General features: G+C 75.8%; 14 protein-coding genes. 8 read left to right on the plus strand and 6 right to left on the minus strand.

The features are described from left to right. The 4 genes from ACL03H_RS16040 to ACL03H_RS16055 all read left to right on the plus strand — a co-directional run. Positions 1-1,109, plus strand: a 1,109-nt coding sequence (locus ACL03H_RS16040) for a cobyrinate a,c-diamide synthase (protein WP_412812043.1), incomplete at its 5' end; no start/stop codon positions are given. 171 nt (positions 1,110-1,280) lie between these two features. After that, entirely contained in the window at positions 1,281-2,690 is a 1,410-nt protein-coding gene (locus ACL03H_RS16045; protein WP_412812044.1) for a cobalt-precorrin-4/precorrin-4 C(11)-methyltransferase, read from the plus strand. A 111-nt stretch (positions 2,691-2,801) separates the two neighbouring features. After that, a complete protein-coding gene (cbiE, locus tag ACL03H_RS16050; RefSeq protein WP_412812045.1) occupies positions 2,802-4,007 on the plus strand; it encodes a precorrin-6y C5,15-methyltransferase (decarboxylating) subunit CbiE in 1,206 nt (401 codons plus the stop codon). Continuing rightward, positions 4,004-5,332 carry a cobalamin biosynthesis protein gene (locus ACL03H_RS16055; RefSeq protein WP_412812046.1) on the plus strand — a complete coding sequence of 443 codons (1,329 nt, stop codon included), beginning with the start codon at positions 4,004-4,006 and terminating at the stop codon, positions 5,330-5,332. The genes cbiE and ACL03H_RS16055 overlap by 4 nt, the downstream gene beginning before the upstream one ends. Before the next feature lie 196 nt (positions 5,333-5,528). Here the strand turns inward: ACL03H_RS16055 and ACL03H_RS16060 are convergent, their stop codons facing one another. Continuing rightward, positions 5,529-5,798 carry a DUF1876 domain-containing protein gene (locus ACL03H_RS16060; RefSeq protein ID WP_412812047.1) on the minus strand — a complete coding sequence of 90 codons (270 nt, stop codon included), beginning with the start codon at positions 5,796-5,798 and terminating at the stop codon, positions 5,529-5,531. Between the two features lie 303 nt (positions 5,799-6,101). Between ACL03H_RS16060 and cobA the strand changes: the two genes are divergently transcribed. Then, positions 6,102-7,343 carry a uroporphyrinogen-III C-methyltransferase gene (cobA, locus tag ACL03H_RS16065; RefSeq protein WP_412812048.1) on the plus strand — a complete coding sequence of 414 codons (1,242 nt, stop codon included), beginning with the start codon at positions 6,102-6,104 and terminating at the stop codon, positions 7,341-7,343. Continuing rightward, positions 7,343-7,486, plus strand: coding sequence for a hypothetical protein (locus ACL03H_RS16070; RefSeq protein ID WP_412812049.1), 144 nt, complete (start codon positions 7,343-7,345; stop codon positions 7,484-7,486). The genes cobA and ACL03H_RS16070 overlap by 1 nt, the downstream gene beginning before the upstream one ends. Positions 7,487-7,690: 204 nt before the next feature. Here ACL03H_RS16070 and metG read toward each other — a convergent pair whose 3' ends face one another. Next, a complete protein-coding gene (gene metG / locus ACL03H_RS16075) occupies positions 7,691-9,409 on the minus strand; it encodes a methionine--tRNA ligase (RefSeq protein ID WP_412812050.1) in 1,719 nt (572 codons plus the stop codon). A gap of 227 nt (positions 9,410-9,636) precedes the next feature. Between metG and ACL03H_RS16080 the strand changes: the two genes are divergently transcribed. Continuing rightward, on the plus strand, positions 9,637-10,215 hold the full coding sequence (locus ACL03H_RS16080; RefSeq protein WP_412812051.1) for a TetR/AcrR family transcriptional regulator: 579 nt from the start codon (positions 9,637-9,639) through the stop codon (positions 10,213-10,215). Between the two features lie 39 nt (positions 10,216-10,254). Here the strand turns inward: ACL03H_RS16080 and ACL03H_RS16085 are convergent, their stop codons facing one another. The 3 genes from ACL03H_RS16085 to ACL03H_RS16095 all read right to left on the minus strand — a co-directional run bounded on the left by ACL03H_RS16085 (position 10,255) and on the right by ACL03H_RS16095 (position 12,741). After that, positions 10,255-11,490, minus strand: a complete 1,236-nt coding sequence (locus tag ACL03H_RS16085) for an NAD(P)/FAD-dependent oxidoreductase (protein WP_412812052.1) — start codon at positions 11,488-11,490, stop codon at positions 10,255-10,257. 202 nt (positions 11,491-11,692) lie between these two features. Next, positions 11,693-11,887: a DUF397 domain-containing protein gene (locus tag ACL03H_RS16090; protein ID WP_412812053.1), complete on the minus strand. Its 195-nt coding sequence runs from the start codon at positions 11,885-11,887 to the stop codon at positions 11,693-11,695. Continuing rightward, the gene (locus ACL03H_RS16095; protein WP_412812054.1) at positions 11,884-12,741 is read right to left on the minus strand and encodes a helix-turn-helix domain-containing protein; all 858 of its coding nucleotides are present in this window, start codon (positions 12,739-12,741) and stop codon (positions 11,884-11,886) included. The genes ACL03H_RS16090 and ACL03H_RS16095 overlap by 4 nt, the downstream gene beginning before the upstream one ends. Before the next feature lie 285 nt (positions 12,742-13,026). Here ACL03H_RS16095 and helR point away from each other — a divergent pair, with 285 nt between their 5' ends. Then, complete coding sequence (gene helR / locus ACL03H_RS16100) at positions 13,027-15,216, plus strand: RNA polymerase recycling motor ATPase HelR (RefSeq protein WP_412812055.1); 2,190 nt, start codon at positions 13,027-13,029, stop codon at positions 15,214-15,216. A gap of 4 nt (positions 15,217-15,220) precedes the next feature. Here the strand turns inward: helR and ACL03H_RS16105 are convergent, their stop codons facing one another. After that, the gene (locus ACL03H_RS16105) at positions 15,221-16,435 is read right to left on the minus strand and encodes a YbfB/YjiJ family MFS transporter (RefSeq protein WP_412812056.1); all 1,215 of its coding nucleotides are present in this window, start codon (positions 16,433-16,435) and stop codon (positions 15,221-15,223) included. Positions 16,436-16,572: the final 137 nt, after the last annotated feature.

A 16,572-nucleotide genomic window follows, 5' to 3' on the forward strand; every position in this document is an offset into this window, starting at 1 on the left:
AGACACCCCCCCCCCCCCCCCCCCCCCCCGGGCCCGCCTTCGGGTCCACCGCGCACGTCGCGGGCCTGCTGCGCGCCCCGGTGGTGCTCGTCGTCGACGCCCGGGGGCAGTCGCAGAGCCTCGCGGCGCTGCTGCACGGGTTCCGCAGCTTCCAGCCCGGGGTGCGGTTGGCCGGGGTGATCCTCAACCAGGTCGGTTCGCCGCGCCACGAGGGGGTGCTGCGAGATGCCGCCGACTCGGTGGGGCTGCCGGTGCTCGGCTCGCTCGGGCGCACCGACGGGCTCGGCGTGCCCTCCCGGCACCTCGGGCTGATCACCGCGACCGAGCACGGCGGAGCCGCGACCGACGCGGTCGAGGCGATGTCGGACGCCGTGGAATCCGGGGTGGACCTGGACGCGGTGGTCGCGCTGGCCCGCAGCGCCCCCGCGCTCGACGGTCCCACCTGGGACCCCGGGCAGGAGGTGGCGGCGGTGCGCGACCGACCGCTGATCGCGGTCGCGGGCGGACCCGCGTTCACCTTCGCCTACACCGAGCACGTCGAGCTGCTCACCGCCGCCGGGGCCGAGGTGGCGGTGCTCGACCCGCTGCGCGACGAGCGGCTTCCGGCCGGGGCCCGGGGGCTGGTCCTGCCGGGCGGGTTCCCGGAGCAGCACGCGGCCGCGCTGTCCGCGAACACGGCGCTGCGAGCGGACATCGCCCGCTTCGCCACCTCCGGCGCGCCGGTGCACGCCGAGTGCGGGGGGCTGCTCTACCTCGCCGAGGAGCTCGACGGGCACCCGCTGTGCGGGGTGATCCCGGCGCGGGCCGCGATGTCCCCCCGGCTGACGCTGGGATACCGGGACGCGGTCGCCGCGTCCGACTCCGCGCTGTTCGCGCGCGGCTCCCGGTGCACCGGGCACGAGTTCCACCGCACCCGCCTCGAGCCCGGCGCCGGGGAGGGGCCCGCCTGGTTCTGGCGGGCCGGTTCCCCGGTGTCCGAGGGGTTCGTGCGCGGTGGGCTGCACGCCTCCTACCTGCACACCCATCCCGCCGGGGCGCCCGAGTCGGTGTCGCGGTTCGTGTCCGCCTGTTCGCGCAGCGTGATGGGGGGAGCGGGTGCGGGCGTGTGAGCCCGGCCGATCAACAGGTACGGTCTTCACCTGCGCGGCCACGGCGGGCGACGGGCTGCCCGGGGTCCGCTGCCGCCCTGACCACCGGTCCGGCCACCTCCCCCTCGGCAGTGTCCGATGTGGATGGTCGGGCGCGGCCGCACCCGGTTACGCGGAAGAGGAGAGCGAACAGTGAGTGGGCGGATCTCGTTCATCGGCGCCGGCCCCGGCGCAGCGGACCTCATTACGGTCCGCGCCGCGCGACGCATCGCCGAGGCCGACGTCGTGGTGTGGTCCGCCAGCGTGCTGGCGCCGGAATGCGTGCGCGAGCACGCGGGACCGGACGTGGAGCTGGTCGACTCCTCGCAGCTCAGCCATGATCAGGCGCTGGAGGTCTACCGCCGGGCCGAGCGCGACGGGCTGCGGGTCGTGCGGCTGCACGCGGGCGACCCCGCGCTGTGGGGATCGGTGCAGGAGCAGCACGACGCCTGTTCCCGGATGGACCTGGACGTGGAGATCGTGCCCGGCGTCAACGGGTTCTCCGCCGCCGCGGCCGCCGTGGGCCGGGAGCTCACGGTGCCGGAGTCCGCGCAGTCGGTGCTGCTGACCCGCCTCGGCGGCGGTGCGGCCAGCCCCGACGCCGAACAGGTGCGGGAGCTGGCCCGGCACGGCACCACGATGGCGGTGACCCTGCCCGCCTCGCGCTCCGCGCAGCTGGTGGAGGTGCTGCGCGCCGGAGGCTGCGCCGAGGACGTGCCGGTGCTGGTGGCCTACAAGGTGAGCTGGCCGGACGAGGTGCTGCTGAGCACCACGATCGGGGAGCTGGAGCAGGCCGTGAAGCAGCGCAAGCTGTGGGGGACCGCGCTGTTCCTCGTCGGCAAGGCACTGGTGGGAACTCCGCGCGGGCAGCGGGAATCCGGCTACCGGCGGGCGGAGACCGCGACCCGGCGCCGCGGCTACCGCTCCGCGCGGCGGCACGGCGGGGCGTCCCGGCCGGCGTCGGACGCCGGGTCGGCGCCCGCCGACCCGGGCCCGGCAGCGCCCGCCCCGGCGTCGGCCGCGCCGCCGGAAGCCCCGGTCGAGCGCCCGGTGCTCGACGCCGGGACCCCGGTGGCCGAGCCGGCCCCGGAGCCCTCGGGAGCCGGAGCGGAGGCGGAGAGCTCGGCGGTCCCGAACATCGCCTGGTGGGCGGTGCGGGAATGGCAGGAAGCCGCGCGCGGTGCCGCTCGTTCGCAGCCCAAGCAGCGGCGCGGTGAGGACCCCGCCCAGTCGCCGCTGTTCGCCCCGGCGGAGCCGGAATCCCAGGCGGAGCCGGAAACGCGACCCGAGCTCTCCGTGGTGCGGGAGGAGCCCGCAGCGGAGTCCCCGGCGCCCGAGGCGGACGCGGCCCCGGCCGAAGCCGCCGCCGAACCGGACGCGCGGGAGTCCCGGGGGAACGCGCCCACCTCGGCCGCGAGCACCACCGGCACCCGCGCCACCGCCAAGACCCGCTCCCGGTCGAAGACCCCGGCCAAGCAGTCGAAGCCGCAGGGCAAGTCCACCGCCAAAACCCGCGCCGCGAGCGCGAAATCGGCCAAGAACAAGGGCGAGGCCTCCGGCTGATCCGGCGCCCGGGCGCGGCGCGAACCCGCCCGCCGCAGGTGGCAACGTGGAGGGGTCCCGCGATCGGCGGGACCGGCCGGAGATCCGGCCTGGCAGGACGAGGTGGAAGACGTGACGGTCACGGTGATCGGGATCGACGGGGCGGAACTGCCGGAAGGCGCGGCCGAGGCGCTGGCGTCCGCGCGGATCGTGGTGGGCTCGCGCAGGAATCTCGACGCGCACGCCCCGGCGCAGGCCCGCTCGGTGGACCTGGACCGGTGGAGCCAGGCGCTCGGCGCGCTGACCTCGCTGGCGGGGGAGGAGACGGGGGTCGTCCTGGTGGACGGGGACCCCGGGTTCTTCGGGGTGCTGCGGGACCTGCGCGAGCGCGGGGTGCGCTGCGCCGTGACGCCAGCCGCGCCGAGCGTGGCGCGGCTGATGGCCCGGCTCGGCAGGCCCTGGGACGGGGTGCCGGTGGCGTCGGCCGGTGAGGCCGACCTGCCCCGGGTGCTCAACCTGTGCCGGGCCCGCCCCGCGGTGCTGGTGCTCTGCGGGCCCGGCGCCGGGCCCGCCCGGCTCGCGTCCGGTTTGGAGGGCTGGCGGCGCACCCTCGTCGTCGGCGAGGACCTCGGCGGTGAGCAGGAGCGGATCAGCACGGTCACCCCGGCCGAGGCCGCCCAGCGCACCTGGCGGCCCGACGCGGTGGTGCTCTGCGCGCGGGACCCCAAGGAGATCGGTGCCGCCAGCTGGCTCGCCGGGGGCGAGGCGCTGCCGCCCGCCCGGGGCTGGGCGCTGGCCGAGGACGAGTTCTCGCACCGCGACGGCGACGTGACTCCGGCCGAGGTGCGGGCGGTCGCGCTCGCCGAGCTCGCCCCGCGTCCCGGCGCCCTGGTGTGGGACGTGGGCGCCGGTTCCGGTTCGGTCGCGGTGGAGTGCGCGCGGCTGGGCGCGGCCACCATCGCGGTGGAGTCCGACCCGACCCAAGTGGTGCGGTTGATCACCAACGCCGCTGGTCACGGCGCGGACGTGCGGGTCGTGGAGGAGGCGGCACCGGATTCGCTGCGGTCGTTGCCGAAGCCGGACTCGGTGTTCGTCGGCGGTGGCGGTGGTGACGTGGTCGCGGCCTGCGCGCACGCGGGCGCGACCCGGATCGTGGTGGAGCTGACCGAGCTGGAGCGGGTCGGGCCGACCCGGGACGCGCTGCGCACCGCGGGCTTCGCGGTGCGGGGGGTGCAGCTGGCCGCCAGCAGGCTCGTGGAGCTCGCCGACGGCGGTTCGAAGCTGGAGCCCACCGCCCCGGTGGTGCTGGTGTCCGGCCGCCGCGAGGCGACCCCGTGATCGGGTTGTTCCCGCGCAGCCCGCAGGAGCAGCGCGTCGCGGCCGAGCTCGCCGCCCGGTGGGGGCCGGACGCCGCGCTCGTCGACGGCGGCCCCGGGCCGGCGCTGCGGCGCGCGTGGCCGGAGCTGGACGCGGTCGTGCTGTTCCTGCCCCTCGGCTCGGCGGTGCGGTTGATCGCCCCGCTGCTGCGCGACGAGCGCACCGACCCCGAGGTGGTGTGCGTGGACGAGCGGTTCGCGGTCACCGTCTCCGGCGGCGGGCAGGCCGTGGCACCGCAGATCGCCGAGGTGCTCGACCTGATCCCGGTGCGCACCAGCGGGGCGGCGGTGGGACCGCTGGACGAGCTGATCCACGACCTCGCGGCCACCGCCGACGGTGACCTCGACGGGTGTTCCCGGGCGGTCGCGGCCGAGGAACCGGTGCGGCTGGTCAACCCGCACGGCTTCCCGCTGCACGCGCTGCCCGAGAACGTCGCGCCGGACTGCGAGGAGCCGTCCTGGGAGATCGTCATCGACGACCGGCCGCCCGCCGGTGACCCCGGTCCGCGCACGGTGCGGCTGATCCCGCCGACGCTGGTGGTGGGTGTGGGCTCGGTGCGCGGCGTGCCGCGCGGCGCGGTGACCGGGCTGCTGTCCCGGCTGGACCGGGAGCGGGGGCTCGATCCGCGCTCGATCCGCGCCTTCGCCACGGCGGAGGCGAAGGGCGAGGAGCCCGGGATCGTGGATGCCGTGCAGGACCTGGGGTTCTGGCACTCGGCCGATGCCGAGGAGCTGCCGCTGCGGCTCTACCCGGCGGAGGAGCTCGCCGAGGTCGAGGTGCCGAACCCGAGCGAGCGGGTGCGCCTCGCGGCCGGGACGCCGGGCGTCGCCGAGGCCGCGGCGCTGCGCGCGGCCGCCGAACTCGCGGGGGAGGAGGGGCCGGGACGGGGAGAGCTGCCCGGCCTCGTGGAACTGGTCGTGCCGAAGGTGGCCGCGGACGGGGCGACCGTCGCCGCCGCCCGCATCCGTCCGCGCGGGCGGATCACCGCGATCGGCCTCGGGCCGGGGCCGGCGGACCTGCGCGCGCCGCGCGCGGACGCGGAACTCCGCCGGGCCGCCGCCGTGCTCGGCGCCGCCGCCGACCTCGACCTGGTCCGCGACCTGCTGCATCCCGGGGCCCGCACGCAGCTGGTCGACTCCCCGGCCGACGCGGCTCACGCCGCCGCGGAGCACGTCGCCGCCGGTCGCACCGTCGCCGTCCTCGCCCGGGGTGACGGCGCCGCCCTGCACGCCGCGCTCCGCGCCACCCCGGCCCGCCTCACCCGCGTCCCCGGCCTCCCGGCCTGACGCCCCGCGATTTCGCGAGAAATCACCACCCCCACCGCTCGGGGAGCCGCGATTTCTCGCGAAATCGCGAACCCGCCAACGTCGGTGCTGGTCAGGCGTTGCAGGTGCGTGCGGTGTCGTTGCGGGCTCGTGCCGTCGCGTTGCGGCCACGTGCAGGGGCGCCAGGTCGCGGGAGGTCGCGCGGAGTGCCGGCGGATCAGGCCATGAGGTGCACCTGGCGGTGCTGGCGTTCGCCGATGTCGTTCGCCGCCGCGTCCAGCAGCTTGTGGCCCAGTTCGAACAGCGCCCTCGCGAGGGCGATCTCGTCCCCGATCTGCGGGACGTCCGGGTCGTCCGGGTGCCGCCGCGCGGTGCCGTGCCCGTGCAGCGCCCGACCGTCGCCGGTGATCATTCCGACGTCCGCGGTGGTCCGCATCCCCGCTTCGATGACCTGCATGTCCAGGTTGAGCGTCCGGTTCGCGTGCATGGTCGCCTCCTCCGTTGGAGCCGCCCCCAGGATGCGCCGCTCTCGAACGCGCGGCAAAGCGATCCCGGTGAGAGAGGTCACCGGAGGTTTGACCTCCGTTCGCGGGCGGGCGACGATACTGCGGCCGGAACGCGCCGGAGCCCCGCTGCGCCCGCGCCCGGTGCGTCGGCCGCGGTGGGTCGGTCGCCCCGCGTCCCGCTCACCTCGGCGGTCCCGGTGGCAGGATGGCCAGGCGCCGCGCCCGGCGCGCACCCGCACCTCGGCGACGGAGCCGCGGCGAACCTCGGACGAACGACGGACGGCATGACGCACTCATCTCCGCAGCACGAGACCGGCGAGCACCACTACTTCGCGGGACTGGACCTCACCGGCAGGAGAGTGGTCGTCGTCGGTGCCGGCGGCGTCGCGCAGCGGCGGGTGCCGAGACTGATCAGCGCGGGCGCGCGGGTGGAGGTGATCTCCCCGGAGGCGACCCCCGCGGTGGAAGCGATGGCCGAGTCCGGCGAGCTGGTCTGGCACCGCCGCCCCTACGCCGAGGGCGACCTCGACGGCGCGTGGTACGCGGTGGCCTGCGCGACCGGCGCCGAGGTGAACGCCGCCGTGGCGGCGGAGGCCGAGCGCCGCCGGGTGTTCTGCGTGCGCGCCGACGACGCCGCCCGGGGCACGGCGGTGACCCCGGCGGTGGCCGAGCACGGCGGCCTGCTGCTGGGCGTGCTGGCCGGGGGCGCGCACCGGCGCTCCGCCGCGGTGCGGGACGCGCTGGTGGCGGCGCTGCGCACCGGGAAGGTCGACGAGAGCGCGGAGCGGCCCGAGCCGGGCGTGGCGCTGGTCGGCGGCGGCCCCGGAGCCCCGGACCTGATCACGGTGCGCGGCAGGCAGCTGCTCGGACGCGCCGACGTGGTGATCACCGACCGGCTGGCGCCGCGCGAGCTGCTGGAGGAGCTCGGCCCGCACGTGGAGGTGGTGGACGCCTCCAAGATCCCCTACGGCCGGGCCGCGAACCAGGACGTGATCAACGAGCTGCTGGTGGAGCACGCGCGCGCGGGCAAGTTCGTGGTGCGGCTCAAGGGCGGCGACCCGTACCTGTTCGGCCGCGGTTACGAGGAGCTGCTGGCCTGCGTGGCCGCCGGGGTGCCGGTGACGGTGGTCCCGGGGATCACCAGCGCGTTCGCCGTTCCGGCCGTCGCGGACGTGCCGGTCACGCACCGGGGGGTGGCGCACGAGGTGGTCGTGGTCTCCGGGCACGTCGGCCCGCACGACGAGACCTCGCTGGTGGACTGGCCCGCGCTGGCCCGGCTCAAGGGCACGCTGGTGCTGATGATGGCCGTCAAGCGCATCGGCGAGTTCGCGGCGGTGCTCCAGGAGCACGGCCGCGACCCGGAGTCCCCGGTGGCGATCGTGCAGGAGGGGACCACCCGCACGCAGCGCGCGGTCCGCACCACCCTCGCCTCGGCCGCCGATGCCGTCCGCGAGCACGAGATCAAGCCACCGGCGGTCATCGTCGTCGGCCCCGTCGCCGACCTGGCCCCGGCCGAACGCCGCTGATGGTCGTCCGCCGAGCGGCGGAGACCGATCGACCGCCGCACCGGGGCGAGCCCGCTCCGGCGGGCGCGCACCGGGGCGTGATCGCCGGGCTGGGCGAGACCGGCCTCGTGGCGGCGCGCTCGCCCGCCATCCCGATCTGCTGACGATCGTCGGGAGATCGCCCACGCCCCCCGGCCGGCTGAGCGGTCGGCCGCGGGCATCCGCCTCGCGCGGCCCGAGCGGTGGGCGCGGGACCACCGGATCGCCTTCGACCGCTCCCCGCGCCTCGGTCGGGCGCGCACGGGGACAGCCTCGGCGGATTCGATCCACCTGCCGCGCGGGGGAGTGCGCGACCTCCCGTCCCGGGCTCAGCTCTCCTCGGGGGCGCCGCCGAAGCGGGCCCGGTAGGACTCCAGGTCGTCTTCGGTGATCTTGGCGAACAGGACCGGCGGGACGGTGAAGTCCGCGCCCGCCGGGACGAGTTCGAGCGCGCCGGCCTCGGCGGGGGTCACCCAGCGCCGCGCCGGGTCGTCCGAGGAGAACACCGCGCGCATCGCCTGGGCCGTCGCCGGGATCAGCGGCTCGGACAGCACCGCGTACAGCTGGATCAGGTTCATCGCGGTGCGCAGCGTCAGCGCCGCCGCCTCCTGGTCGGTGCGGATCTGGATCCACGGGGCCTTCTCCTCCAGGTAGGAGTTGCCCGCGCTCCACAGGGACCGCAGCGCCTGCGCGGCCTTGCGGAAGTGCTTGGCGTCCAGGTGCTCCTGGTAGTCCTCGACCAGGCCGGAGATCTCCGCGGCGAGCCGCCGCTCCGGCTCACCGGGCTCGCCGCCGGCCGGGACCTGGTCGCCGAACCGCTTGCGGCTGAACGAGAGGACCCTGTTCACGAAGTTGCCGAGGGTGTCGGCGAGATCCTTGTTCACCACCGAGGCGAACAGCTCCCAGGAGAACGAGGCGTCGTCCGACTCGGGAGCGTTCGCGATGAGGAAGTAGCGCCAGTAGTCGGCGGGCAGCAGCTCCAGGGCCGCGTCGGTGAAGATCCCGCGCTGGTCGGTCGTGGAGAACTTCCCGCCGTAGTAGGTCAGCCAGTTGAAGGACTGGACGAAGTCGACCTTCTTCCACGGCTCGCGGGTGCCGAGCTCGGTGGCCGGGAACATCACCGTGTGGAACGGGACGTTGTCCTTGGCCATGAACTCGGTGTAGGTCACGTCCTCGGCCTCGTACCACCAGGACTTCCAGTCCCGGTCGGCCGGAGCCAGGTCGGACCACTCCTTGGTGGCGCCGATGTATCCGATCGGGGCGTCGAACCAGACGTAGAAGACCTTGCCCTCGGCGGCCAGCTCCGGCCAGGTGTCGGCGGGAACCGGCACGCCCCAGTCGAGATCGCGGGTGATCGAGCGGTCCCGCAGCCCCTCGGTGATCCACTTCCGGGCGATCGAGGAGGACAGGTTCGGCCATTCCCCGCTCGCCTCGTCCAGCCACCCCTCCACCTCGTCGGTGAGCTTCGACTGGGTGAGGAACAGGTGCCTGGTCTCCCGGACCTCCAGCTCGGTGCTGCCGCTGATCGCCGAGCGGGGCTCGACCAGGTCGGTGGGGTCCAGCACCCGGGTGCAGTTCTCGCACTGGTCGCCGCGGGCCTTCTCGTAGCCGCAGTGCGGGCAGGTGCCGATGATGTAGCGGTCCGGCAGGAACCGGCCGTCCGCCGGCGAGTAGACCTGCCGCACGGCCTGCTGCTCGATGAAGCCGTGCTCGTGCAGCTTGCGCGCGAAGTGCTGGGTGATCTCGCGGTTCTGCTCCGAGGAGCTGCGTCCGAAGTGGTCGAAGGAGAGCCCGAAGCCGCGGTAGATCTCGGCCTGGATCCGGTGCTGCTGCTCGCAGAACTCGGCCACCGGCAGCCCGGCGGCCTTCGCGGCCAGCTCGGCCGGGGTGCCGTGCTCGTCGGTGGCGCAGATGTAGAGCACCTCGTTGCCGCGCTGGCGCAGGTACCGCGAGTACACGTCGGCCGGGAGCATCGAGCCGACCATGTTGCCCAGGTGCTTGATGCCGTTGATGTACGGAAGCGCACTGGTCACGAGGTGGCGGGTCATTCCGGGATGCTCCTAAACCGGTTGCGGTGAGGCTGCGCGCCCGCGGGCGCGGAAACCGTCCGCGACGCCGCGCGGCCACCGCCGTCCGTCCCCGCTGGGGACCACCGCACCGGCGCTCTGCGCGCGTCGCGAACCAGCGCACATCCTACCGGCAGCGCCCGGGCAGCCCCGGGCGCGGTGCTCGCGGCGGGCGACCCGGCCGCGCGGGGACGTGGTCAAATGGCGGGGTGGGTGAGCAGCAGGGGGAAGGCAAGCGGCGCCGGATCCGGAATCCGGAGTGGACGCGCCAGGCGATCATCGACGCGCTGCTCTCCGCGATCAACGAGGGGCAGTACGCGCCGACGGCCCGGGACGTCGCCCAGCGGGCGGGGGTGTCGGAGCGCAGCGTGTTCACCCACTTCCGGGACTTCGACGACCTCCGGGCGGCCGCCGCGCGGCACCAGCGCAGCCGGATCCGCGCCGCGCTGGTGCCGATCTCCCCGGCGCTGCCGCTGACCGAGCGGGTGGATCTGGTGCTGGCGCAGCGGGAGGTGGTGTTCGGGCTGATGGCCCGCGTGCGCGTGGTGGTGCTCTGGCACCTTCCGGAGGGCCCTCCGCTGGACATCGACGACATGCTGCGCGGGCAGCTCGCCGAGGCGTTCGCGGCCGAGCTGGCGGTCAGCGACGACGCCGAGCAGCTGCTGGACGCGCTGGAGATCGTGTCCGGCTGGGCGCTGCGCTTCCCGCTGCAGGTGCAGCGGCAGCGCGATCCCGCGCGGGTGACCGGCGCCGCGCGCCGCGCGATGCTCGCCCTGCTCACCGCGTGAGCGGGCGACGGCCCGCGAACACCGGGCCGTCGCCCCTGCTCAGCCCGGCACCCGGTCGAGTTCCGCGAGTGCTTCGTCCCAGGGCCGGGGCTCGGCGACCAGCGCCCGCAGCGCCCGAGCCGGCTTCGGCGGCACCCCGATCGTGAGCGCCCCGCGGGCCGAATTCCCGCGCCGGTACAGCGCCGCGACCTTCGGCGACCCCGGGTCGGCGTCGTCGAGCACGCGCAACCGCACCTCGTCCGGCTCGCCCAGGTCGCCGAACGCCTGGATCTTGAACCGGTACTGGTCGGACCAGAAGTACGGCACGGGGGCGAACGGGGTCCGCTCCCCGAAGCGTTCCGGCGCCAGTTCGGCCAGCAGGTTCCGCGCGGCCGCCATGCCCTGCTCGGTGGCGTTCATCCGGTGCTCCACCCGGACCTCGCGGCCGAGCACCGGGTGCGGCCAGCGAGCCACGTCCCCGGCCGCGTAGACGCCGGGCGCCGCCGAGCAGAACTCGTCGCAGCCGACGCCGTCGGCGAGGTCCAGTCCGCTGCCCGCCAGCCAGCCCACCGCTGGTGCGGAGCCGATCGCGACCAGCACCGCGTCCCCGGTGATCTCCTCACCTCCGCTCAGCCGGACCCCGCGCGTCCGTCCCCCGTCGTGGAGCAGCCCGGCGACGGACTCACCGAGCCGCAGCTCGACGCCGTGCGCCCGGTGGGCGGCGGCCAGCACCGCGCCCGCCTCGGCACCGACTGCTCGTTCCATCGGCACCGCTTCCGGGGCGACGAGGACGACCTCGTGCCCGAGATCCCGGGCGACGGCGGCCACCTCGACGCCGAGCACACCGGCACCGACCACCACCAGCCGCCGCCCGGGGGAGGCCAGCGGTGCCCGCAGCGCCAGCGCGTCGTCGAGGGTGCGCAGCACGTGCGCGCCTGGTCCCTGCTCGGGCAACGCGCGGGCCGCGACGCCGGTCGCGATGACCACGCCGTCGCACTCCAGCGCCTCCCCGCCGAGCAGCACCCGCCGGTTCGCCACGTCCAGCCCGGTCGCGCGGGTGCCCAACCGCAGGTCGAGGTCGAGTCCGTCGAGCGCGTCGACGGCCCGCAGCTCGGCGCGCTCCGGTGCCCACGCGCCCGACAGGACCTGCTTGGACAGCGGCGGCCGGTCGTAGGGCCGGTGCGGTTCGGCGCCGATCAGCGAGATCGCCCCGTCCCAGCCGCTGCGGCGCAGCTGCTCGGCCGCGGTGAGCCCGGCGGCGGACGCGCCGATCACCGCGATGCGCGCGGCGCTCATCCGCCGACCCGCGCGGCCGGGCGCCGCCGGTCGAACGCGCGCCGATCGGTCGGGGGAGCGCTGTCCAGCGGCACCGCGGTGCCGCCCTCGTCGATGGTGATCTCCATGCTCCCTCTCTACCCGCCGCGGGTTCCGGCGTCACCAGCCGCCGCCCCGGGCGGGCGCAAACCCGACCCGCCGCCCGGCCGCGCGGGGGCGTCGGTCAGCGGTCGTAGCGGCCGGACCGGAGGGCGGCGAGGAAGTCCGCCCACTGGCGCGGGCCGGCGAGCAGCACTCCGCCGCGGCGGTGCTTGCTGTCGCGGATCGCCACGCCCCCGCCCGCGCGGCCGATCTCGACGCAGTTGCCGTTGGGGTGGGTGTAGGTCGAGGTGCGCCAGCCGGGGACGGGGTCGCTCATGCCGCTGCCTCCAGTCGGCCCGCGGTCCGCTCGATGAGGTCGGCCGTCTCCGCCGGGCTCAGCGCCAGCTCGGTGATGCGCCGCACGGCGTGCCGGTAGGCGCGCACGTCGTCATCGTCGGGCACGAAGGCGCCCGAGCTGTAGTGCTCGAAGTGCACGACCGCGGGCGCGTCGGGGAAGTCGTAGAGCACGAACGGCCCCGCGAGCCCGGGATGCCACCCGATGCGCGGTGGCACCACCTGGACGGTGATGTTGTCCCGCTCCGCCAGCACCAGCAGCCACCGGAGCTGATCGCGCATCACCTCAGCGCCGCCGATGCCGTCGAACAGCGAATCCTCGCCGATCAGCGCGGTGAAGCTCGCCGGGGACGGGCCCGTGACGACCTCGCGGCGCCGGGTGCGGACCGCGACGCGGCGCTCCGCCTCGCGCGGCGCCAGCCCGCCCGCCGCGCACACCGCGCGGGCGTACTCGGAGGTCTGCAACAGCCCGGGGATCGCCATCGGTGCCCACTCGACGATGGCGGAGGCCGAGCGCTCGCACTCCACCGCCCCGGCGAGCTGCTGCGGGATGCCGGGCATCCCGACGGTGAGCCAGTTCGGTTCGCCCGCGTGCCTGGCCAGGTCCAGCAGCCGCCGCCGCTCCGGGCCGGTGACCCCGGCCACGGCCAGCAGCGAGGCGACGTCCTCCGCCGCGGGCACCCGCCTGCCGGTCTCCCAGTGCGAGACGGTTCCGTGGCTCAGGCCCAGCCGCTTGCTCAGCTCGCGGCCGCTGATCCCGGAGTCCTCCCGCACGGAGCGGATCGCGGCGGCGAGGGCGCGGGCGCGGGGCGTGATCCCGCCGGTGTCCACAGGCATGGAGCGGATCGTAGCCAGCGGGAGGGGCGCGGAGCGTGCGCTGAAACGGGGAACGGCGGGGGCATCCGAGGGAACGCCGGGCGCGGTTCCTCCTCCCGTTCCAACGTACAGCGCACCAGGGGGCTTGCGGCAAGACCCCAGCGGTGGCGCACAATCGCCGATCGAACCCGTGACCTGCGCGCCTGGGGGAGTCGAGCGCGCGGGAGGATCCGGCATCCGCGCGCCCGCACGGCCGCGCGGCCGGTCCGGGTGGGATCCACCACCGCTCAGCGCTGCGAAAAGAACGTGTCCATTCAGGGGTATGACGAGGAACTGCGGTCCGAGCGCGAGCACGTCGCCGGGCTCTACGCGCGGCTCGACGCCGAGCGCGCGCGGGTGCGGCAGCGGTTCGCCGGGGCGCTGGCCGACCACGGCGGCACCGCCGTCGAGCGCGACGTGGAGGTGCGGTCGCTGGCCCGCGAGGCGAAGCGGCTGGACGTGGCCGACCACGGGTTGTGCTTCGGCAGGCTCGACGCCATCACGGGCGAGCGCAGCTACATCGGCCGCATCGGGCTGTTCGACGAGGACGACGACTACGAGCCGGTGCTGCTGGACTGGCGCGCCCCGGCGTCCCGGCCGTTCTACGTGGCCACCGGGGCGAACCCGGAGAACGTGCGGCGGCGCCGCCAGTTCCACAGCAGCGGCCGGCACGTCGTCGAGTTCACCGACGAGCTGCTCGGGCGGCCGGACGGGGCGGAGCACGGGGACGCGGCGCTGCTCGCGGCGGTGAACGCACCGCGCGGCGAGGGGATGCGCGACATCGTGGCCACCATCCAGGCCGAGCAGGACGACATCATCCGGCTCGACCACCCCGGCGTGCTCGTGATCGAGGGCGGCCCGGGAACCGGCAAGACGGTGGTGGCGCTGCACCGCGTCGCCTACCTGCTCTACACCCAGCGGGAGCGGATGGAGCGCCACGGCGTGCTCGTCGTCGGCCCCAACCCCGCGTTCCTCGACCACATCGGGCGGGTGCTGCCCGCGCTGGGCGAGTCGGAGGTGGTGTTCGCCACGGCCGGAGGCCTGCTGCCGGGACTGCGCGCCACCGCCGAGGACGCCCCGGACGTCGCGCGGATCAAGGGATCGCTCGCGATGCCGGAGGTGCTGGCGGCGGCGGTCGCCGCGCACCAGCGGCTGCCGGAGGAGCCGCTGCCGGTGCGGTTGGGCGGCGCGGAGCAGCGGATCACCGCGGACGTCGCGGAGTGGGCGCGGGAGGAGGCGCGGGCGTCCGGGCTCCCGCACAACGAGGCCCGCGCCGTGTTCGCGGAGATCATCACCTACGTGCTCAGCGAACGGGCGATCTCCCGGATCGGGCGCGGCTGGCTGGGATCCGAGGACCGGCCGGCGCGGGCGAAGCTGAAGGCCGAGCTGCTCGCCGAGCTCGCCGGCGACGAGCAGTTCACCGCCGCGCTCGACGCGCTGTGGCCGGTGCTGACGCCCGAGGCCGTGCTCGACGGGTTGTGCTCCAGCCCGGAGCGGCTGCGGGCCGCGGGCGCCGATCCGTCGCTGCTGCGCGCCGCCGGTGCGGGGTGGACGGTCTCGGACGTCCCGCTGCTCGACGAGCTCGTCGACCTGCTCGGCAGGGACAAGGCCGCCGAGGAGCGGGCCGCGCGCGCCGCCGACCGGGAGCGGGCCGCCGAGGCCGCGTACGCGGCCGAGGTGATGGACCAGCTCACCGGCCGCCAGGACTCGATGGACGACGAGGACCACCTCTACGCCACCGACCTGCTGCACGCCGAGGACCTGGCGGAGCGCTTCGGCGAGCACGACACCCGCGTGCTGGCCGAGCGCGCCGCCGCCGACCGGGACTGGACCTACCGGCACGTGGTGGTCGACGAGGCGCAGGAGCTCTCCGCGATGGACTGGCGGGTGCTGATGCGGCGGTGCCCGGCGCGCTCGTTCACCGTCGTCGGCGACCTCGCGCAGCGCCGCTCGGAGGCCGGGGCGCGCTCCTGGGGCGAGATGCTGGAGCCGCACGTGCCGGGCCGGTGGGAGTACCGCTCGCTCGCGGTGAACTACCGGACCCCGGCGGAGATCATGGCGGTGGCGGGCGAGCTGCTCGCCGAGTTCGCCCCCGCCAGCACGCCCCCGGAGTCGGTCCGCTCCTGCGGGGTGCGGCCCTGGGCGCGGCGGGTCGCGGACGGGGAACTGGCGGCGGCGGTCGAGGAGTTCACCCGGGAGGAAGCCGAACGCGAAGGCACCAGCGTCGTGATCGGGCCCCCGGAGGTGCCCGGCGCGGTGCCCGCCTCGGCGACCAAGGGCCTGGAGTTCGACGCGGTCCTGGTGGTGGAGCCCGAGCGGATCCTCGCCGAGGGGCCGCGCGGCGCCTCGGAGCTCTACGTCGCGCTCACCCGCGCCACGCAGCGGCTCGGCGTGCTGCACCGCGAGCCCCTGTCCCGGGCCCTGTCCGGCCTGGCCGCGGTGGAGCCCGCGAGCTAGTCGATCAGGTGGTCCTCGCCGCGGGCTGGGCGAGGGCCACCACCGCGGCCACCGCGAGGACGCCGACGGACATGAGCAGGCCCGCGGTGATCCCGCCGCCGTCGGACAGCGCCCCCGCCAGCACCGGCCCGGCGCACTGCCCGGCGGCGAACACCGCGGTGAGCGCGCCGATCGCGCCCGCCCACCGGTGCGGCGGCAGCGCGTTGCGGGCGGTGGTGGTCACCGCCGTGACCACCGACAGGAACGAGCACCCGAACAGCACCGCCGAGGCGAACTCGGCCAGCACGCCGGTGGACAGCAGCGGCAGCCCGGCTCCCGCCGCGAGCACCACCAGCAGCACCGCCAGCGCCCGCCCTCCGCGCCACCGCGCCAGCATCGGCCCCCACGCGAATCCACCCGCGATGGCCGAGGCGCCCAGCAACGACCAGAACGCCGAGATCTCCCCGGAGCTCGCGCCGCGCGCCTCCAGGTAGGCGCCGATGAAGGTCATGTACGCGATGTAGCCGACGCCGAACAGCCCGTAGGCGGCCAGGGTCGCGAGCAGCGGGCCCGGGGAGAAGCGCTCCCCGTCCGGCGCGGGCGGCGGCACCGGGGTGCGGCGCGCGGCGGGCAGCACCAGCAGCACCGAGGCGGTGGCCAGCAGCCCCAGCACCACCCAGCCCCAGCGCCAGGCGCTCTCCGGCGGGGCGCCGTGCAGCACCGGCGGCAGCGCCAGGCCGGACAGCAGCACGCCGAGACCGCCGCCGCTGAAGTAGATCCCCAGCAGCACCGCGGGCCGCCCGCCCGTGCTGCCCTGGCCGAACCGGGTGGCCAGCACGCCGCCGATGACGAAGGCCACCGCCCCGGAGGTGCCGGTCAGCAGCCGCAGCGCGAACAGCACCACCACGTTCCCGGTGCTGGCCGAGGCCAGCATGAGCAGTCCCGTCGCGATCAGCCCCCCGAGGAACAGCCGCCTCGGGTGCGCGCGGCGGCCGAGCGGTGCCGCCAGCAGCGCGCCGAGCAGGTAGCCGAGCGCGTTCGCGGTGTTCATCAGGCCCGCCGTGGCGAACGACCAGTCCAGCGCGCTGCTCATCGAGGGCAGCAGCAGGCCGTAGGCGAACCGGCCGAGTCCCTGCGCCGAGCACGAGCCGAGCGCCAGCCCGAACGCCACCAGCACGTCGATCGCGAACGGCCGCACCGCCCGAGGGGCGGGCGGGGAGAGCTCGGGATCCCGGGTCATCGGCGCCTCCGTTCCGCACCCAGCTGACCAGCCGGCGCGGCCCGAATCCACCCGACGTGCCCACCACCACCCCGAAACCGGACACCCCGGCACGCATCTCCGCGCGGCGAGCCGAACTCATCTCCGCTACCGGTCCG

The organism is Saccharopolyspora antibiotica (assembly GCF_047200635.1).
Classification (GTDB): Bacteria; Actinomycetota; Actinomycetes; order Mycobacteriales; family Pseudonocardiaceae; genus Saccharopolyspora_C.

What these genes read in the sequence shown, in the direction of transcription:
- ACL03H_RS16090 (WP_412812053.1), bottom strand. Translation starts at nt 11,887, where the DNA reads ATGAGCGACCCCGTCCCCGGCTGGCGCACCTCGACCTACACCCACCCC.
- ACL03H_RS16105 (WP_412812056.1), bottom strand. Translation starts at nt 16,435, where the DNA reads ATGACCCGGGATCCCGAGCTCTCCCCGCCCGCCCCTCGGGCGGTGCGG.
- cobA (WP_412812048.1), top strand. Translation starts at nt 6,102, where the DNA reads ATGACGCACTCATCTCCGCAGCACGAGACCGGCGAGCACCACTACTTC.
- ACL03H_RS16060 (WP_412812047.1), bottom strand. Translation starts at nt 5,798, where the DNA reads ATGCACGCGAACCGGACGCTCAACCTGGACATGCAGGTCATCGAAGCG.
- metG (WP_412812050.1), bottom strand. Translation starts at nt 9,409, where the DNA reads ATGACCCGCCACCTCGTGACCAGTGCGCTTCCGTACATCAACGGCATC.
- ACL03H_RS16085 (WP_412812052.1), bottom strand. Translation starts at nt 11,490, where the DNA reads ATGAGCGCCGCGCGCATCGCGGTGATCGGCGCGTCCGCCGCCGGGCTC.
- ACL03H_RS16070 (WP_412812049.1), top strand. Translation starts at nt 7,343, where the DNA reads ATGGTCGTCCGCCGAGCGGCGGAGACCGATCGACCGCCGCACCGGGGC.
- ACL03H_RS16095 (WP_412812054.1), bottom strand. Translation starts at nt 12,741, where the DNA reads ATGCCTGTGGACACCGGCGGGATCACGCCCCGCGCCCGCGCCCTCGCC.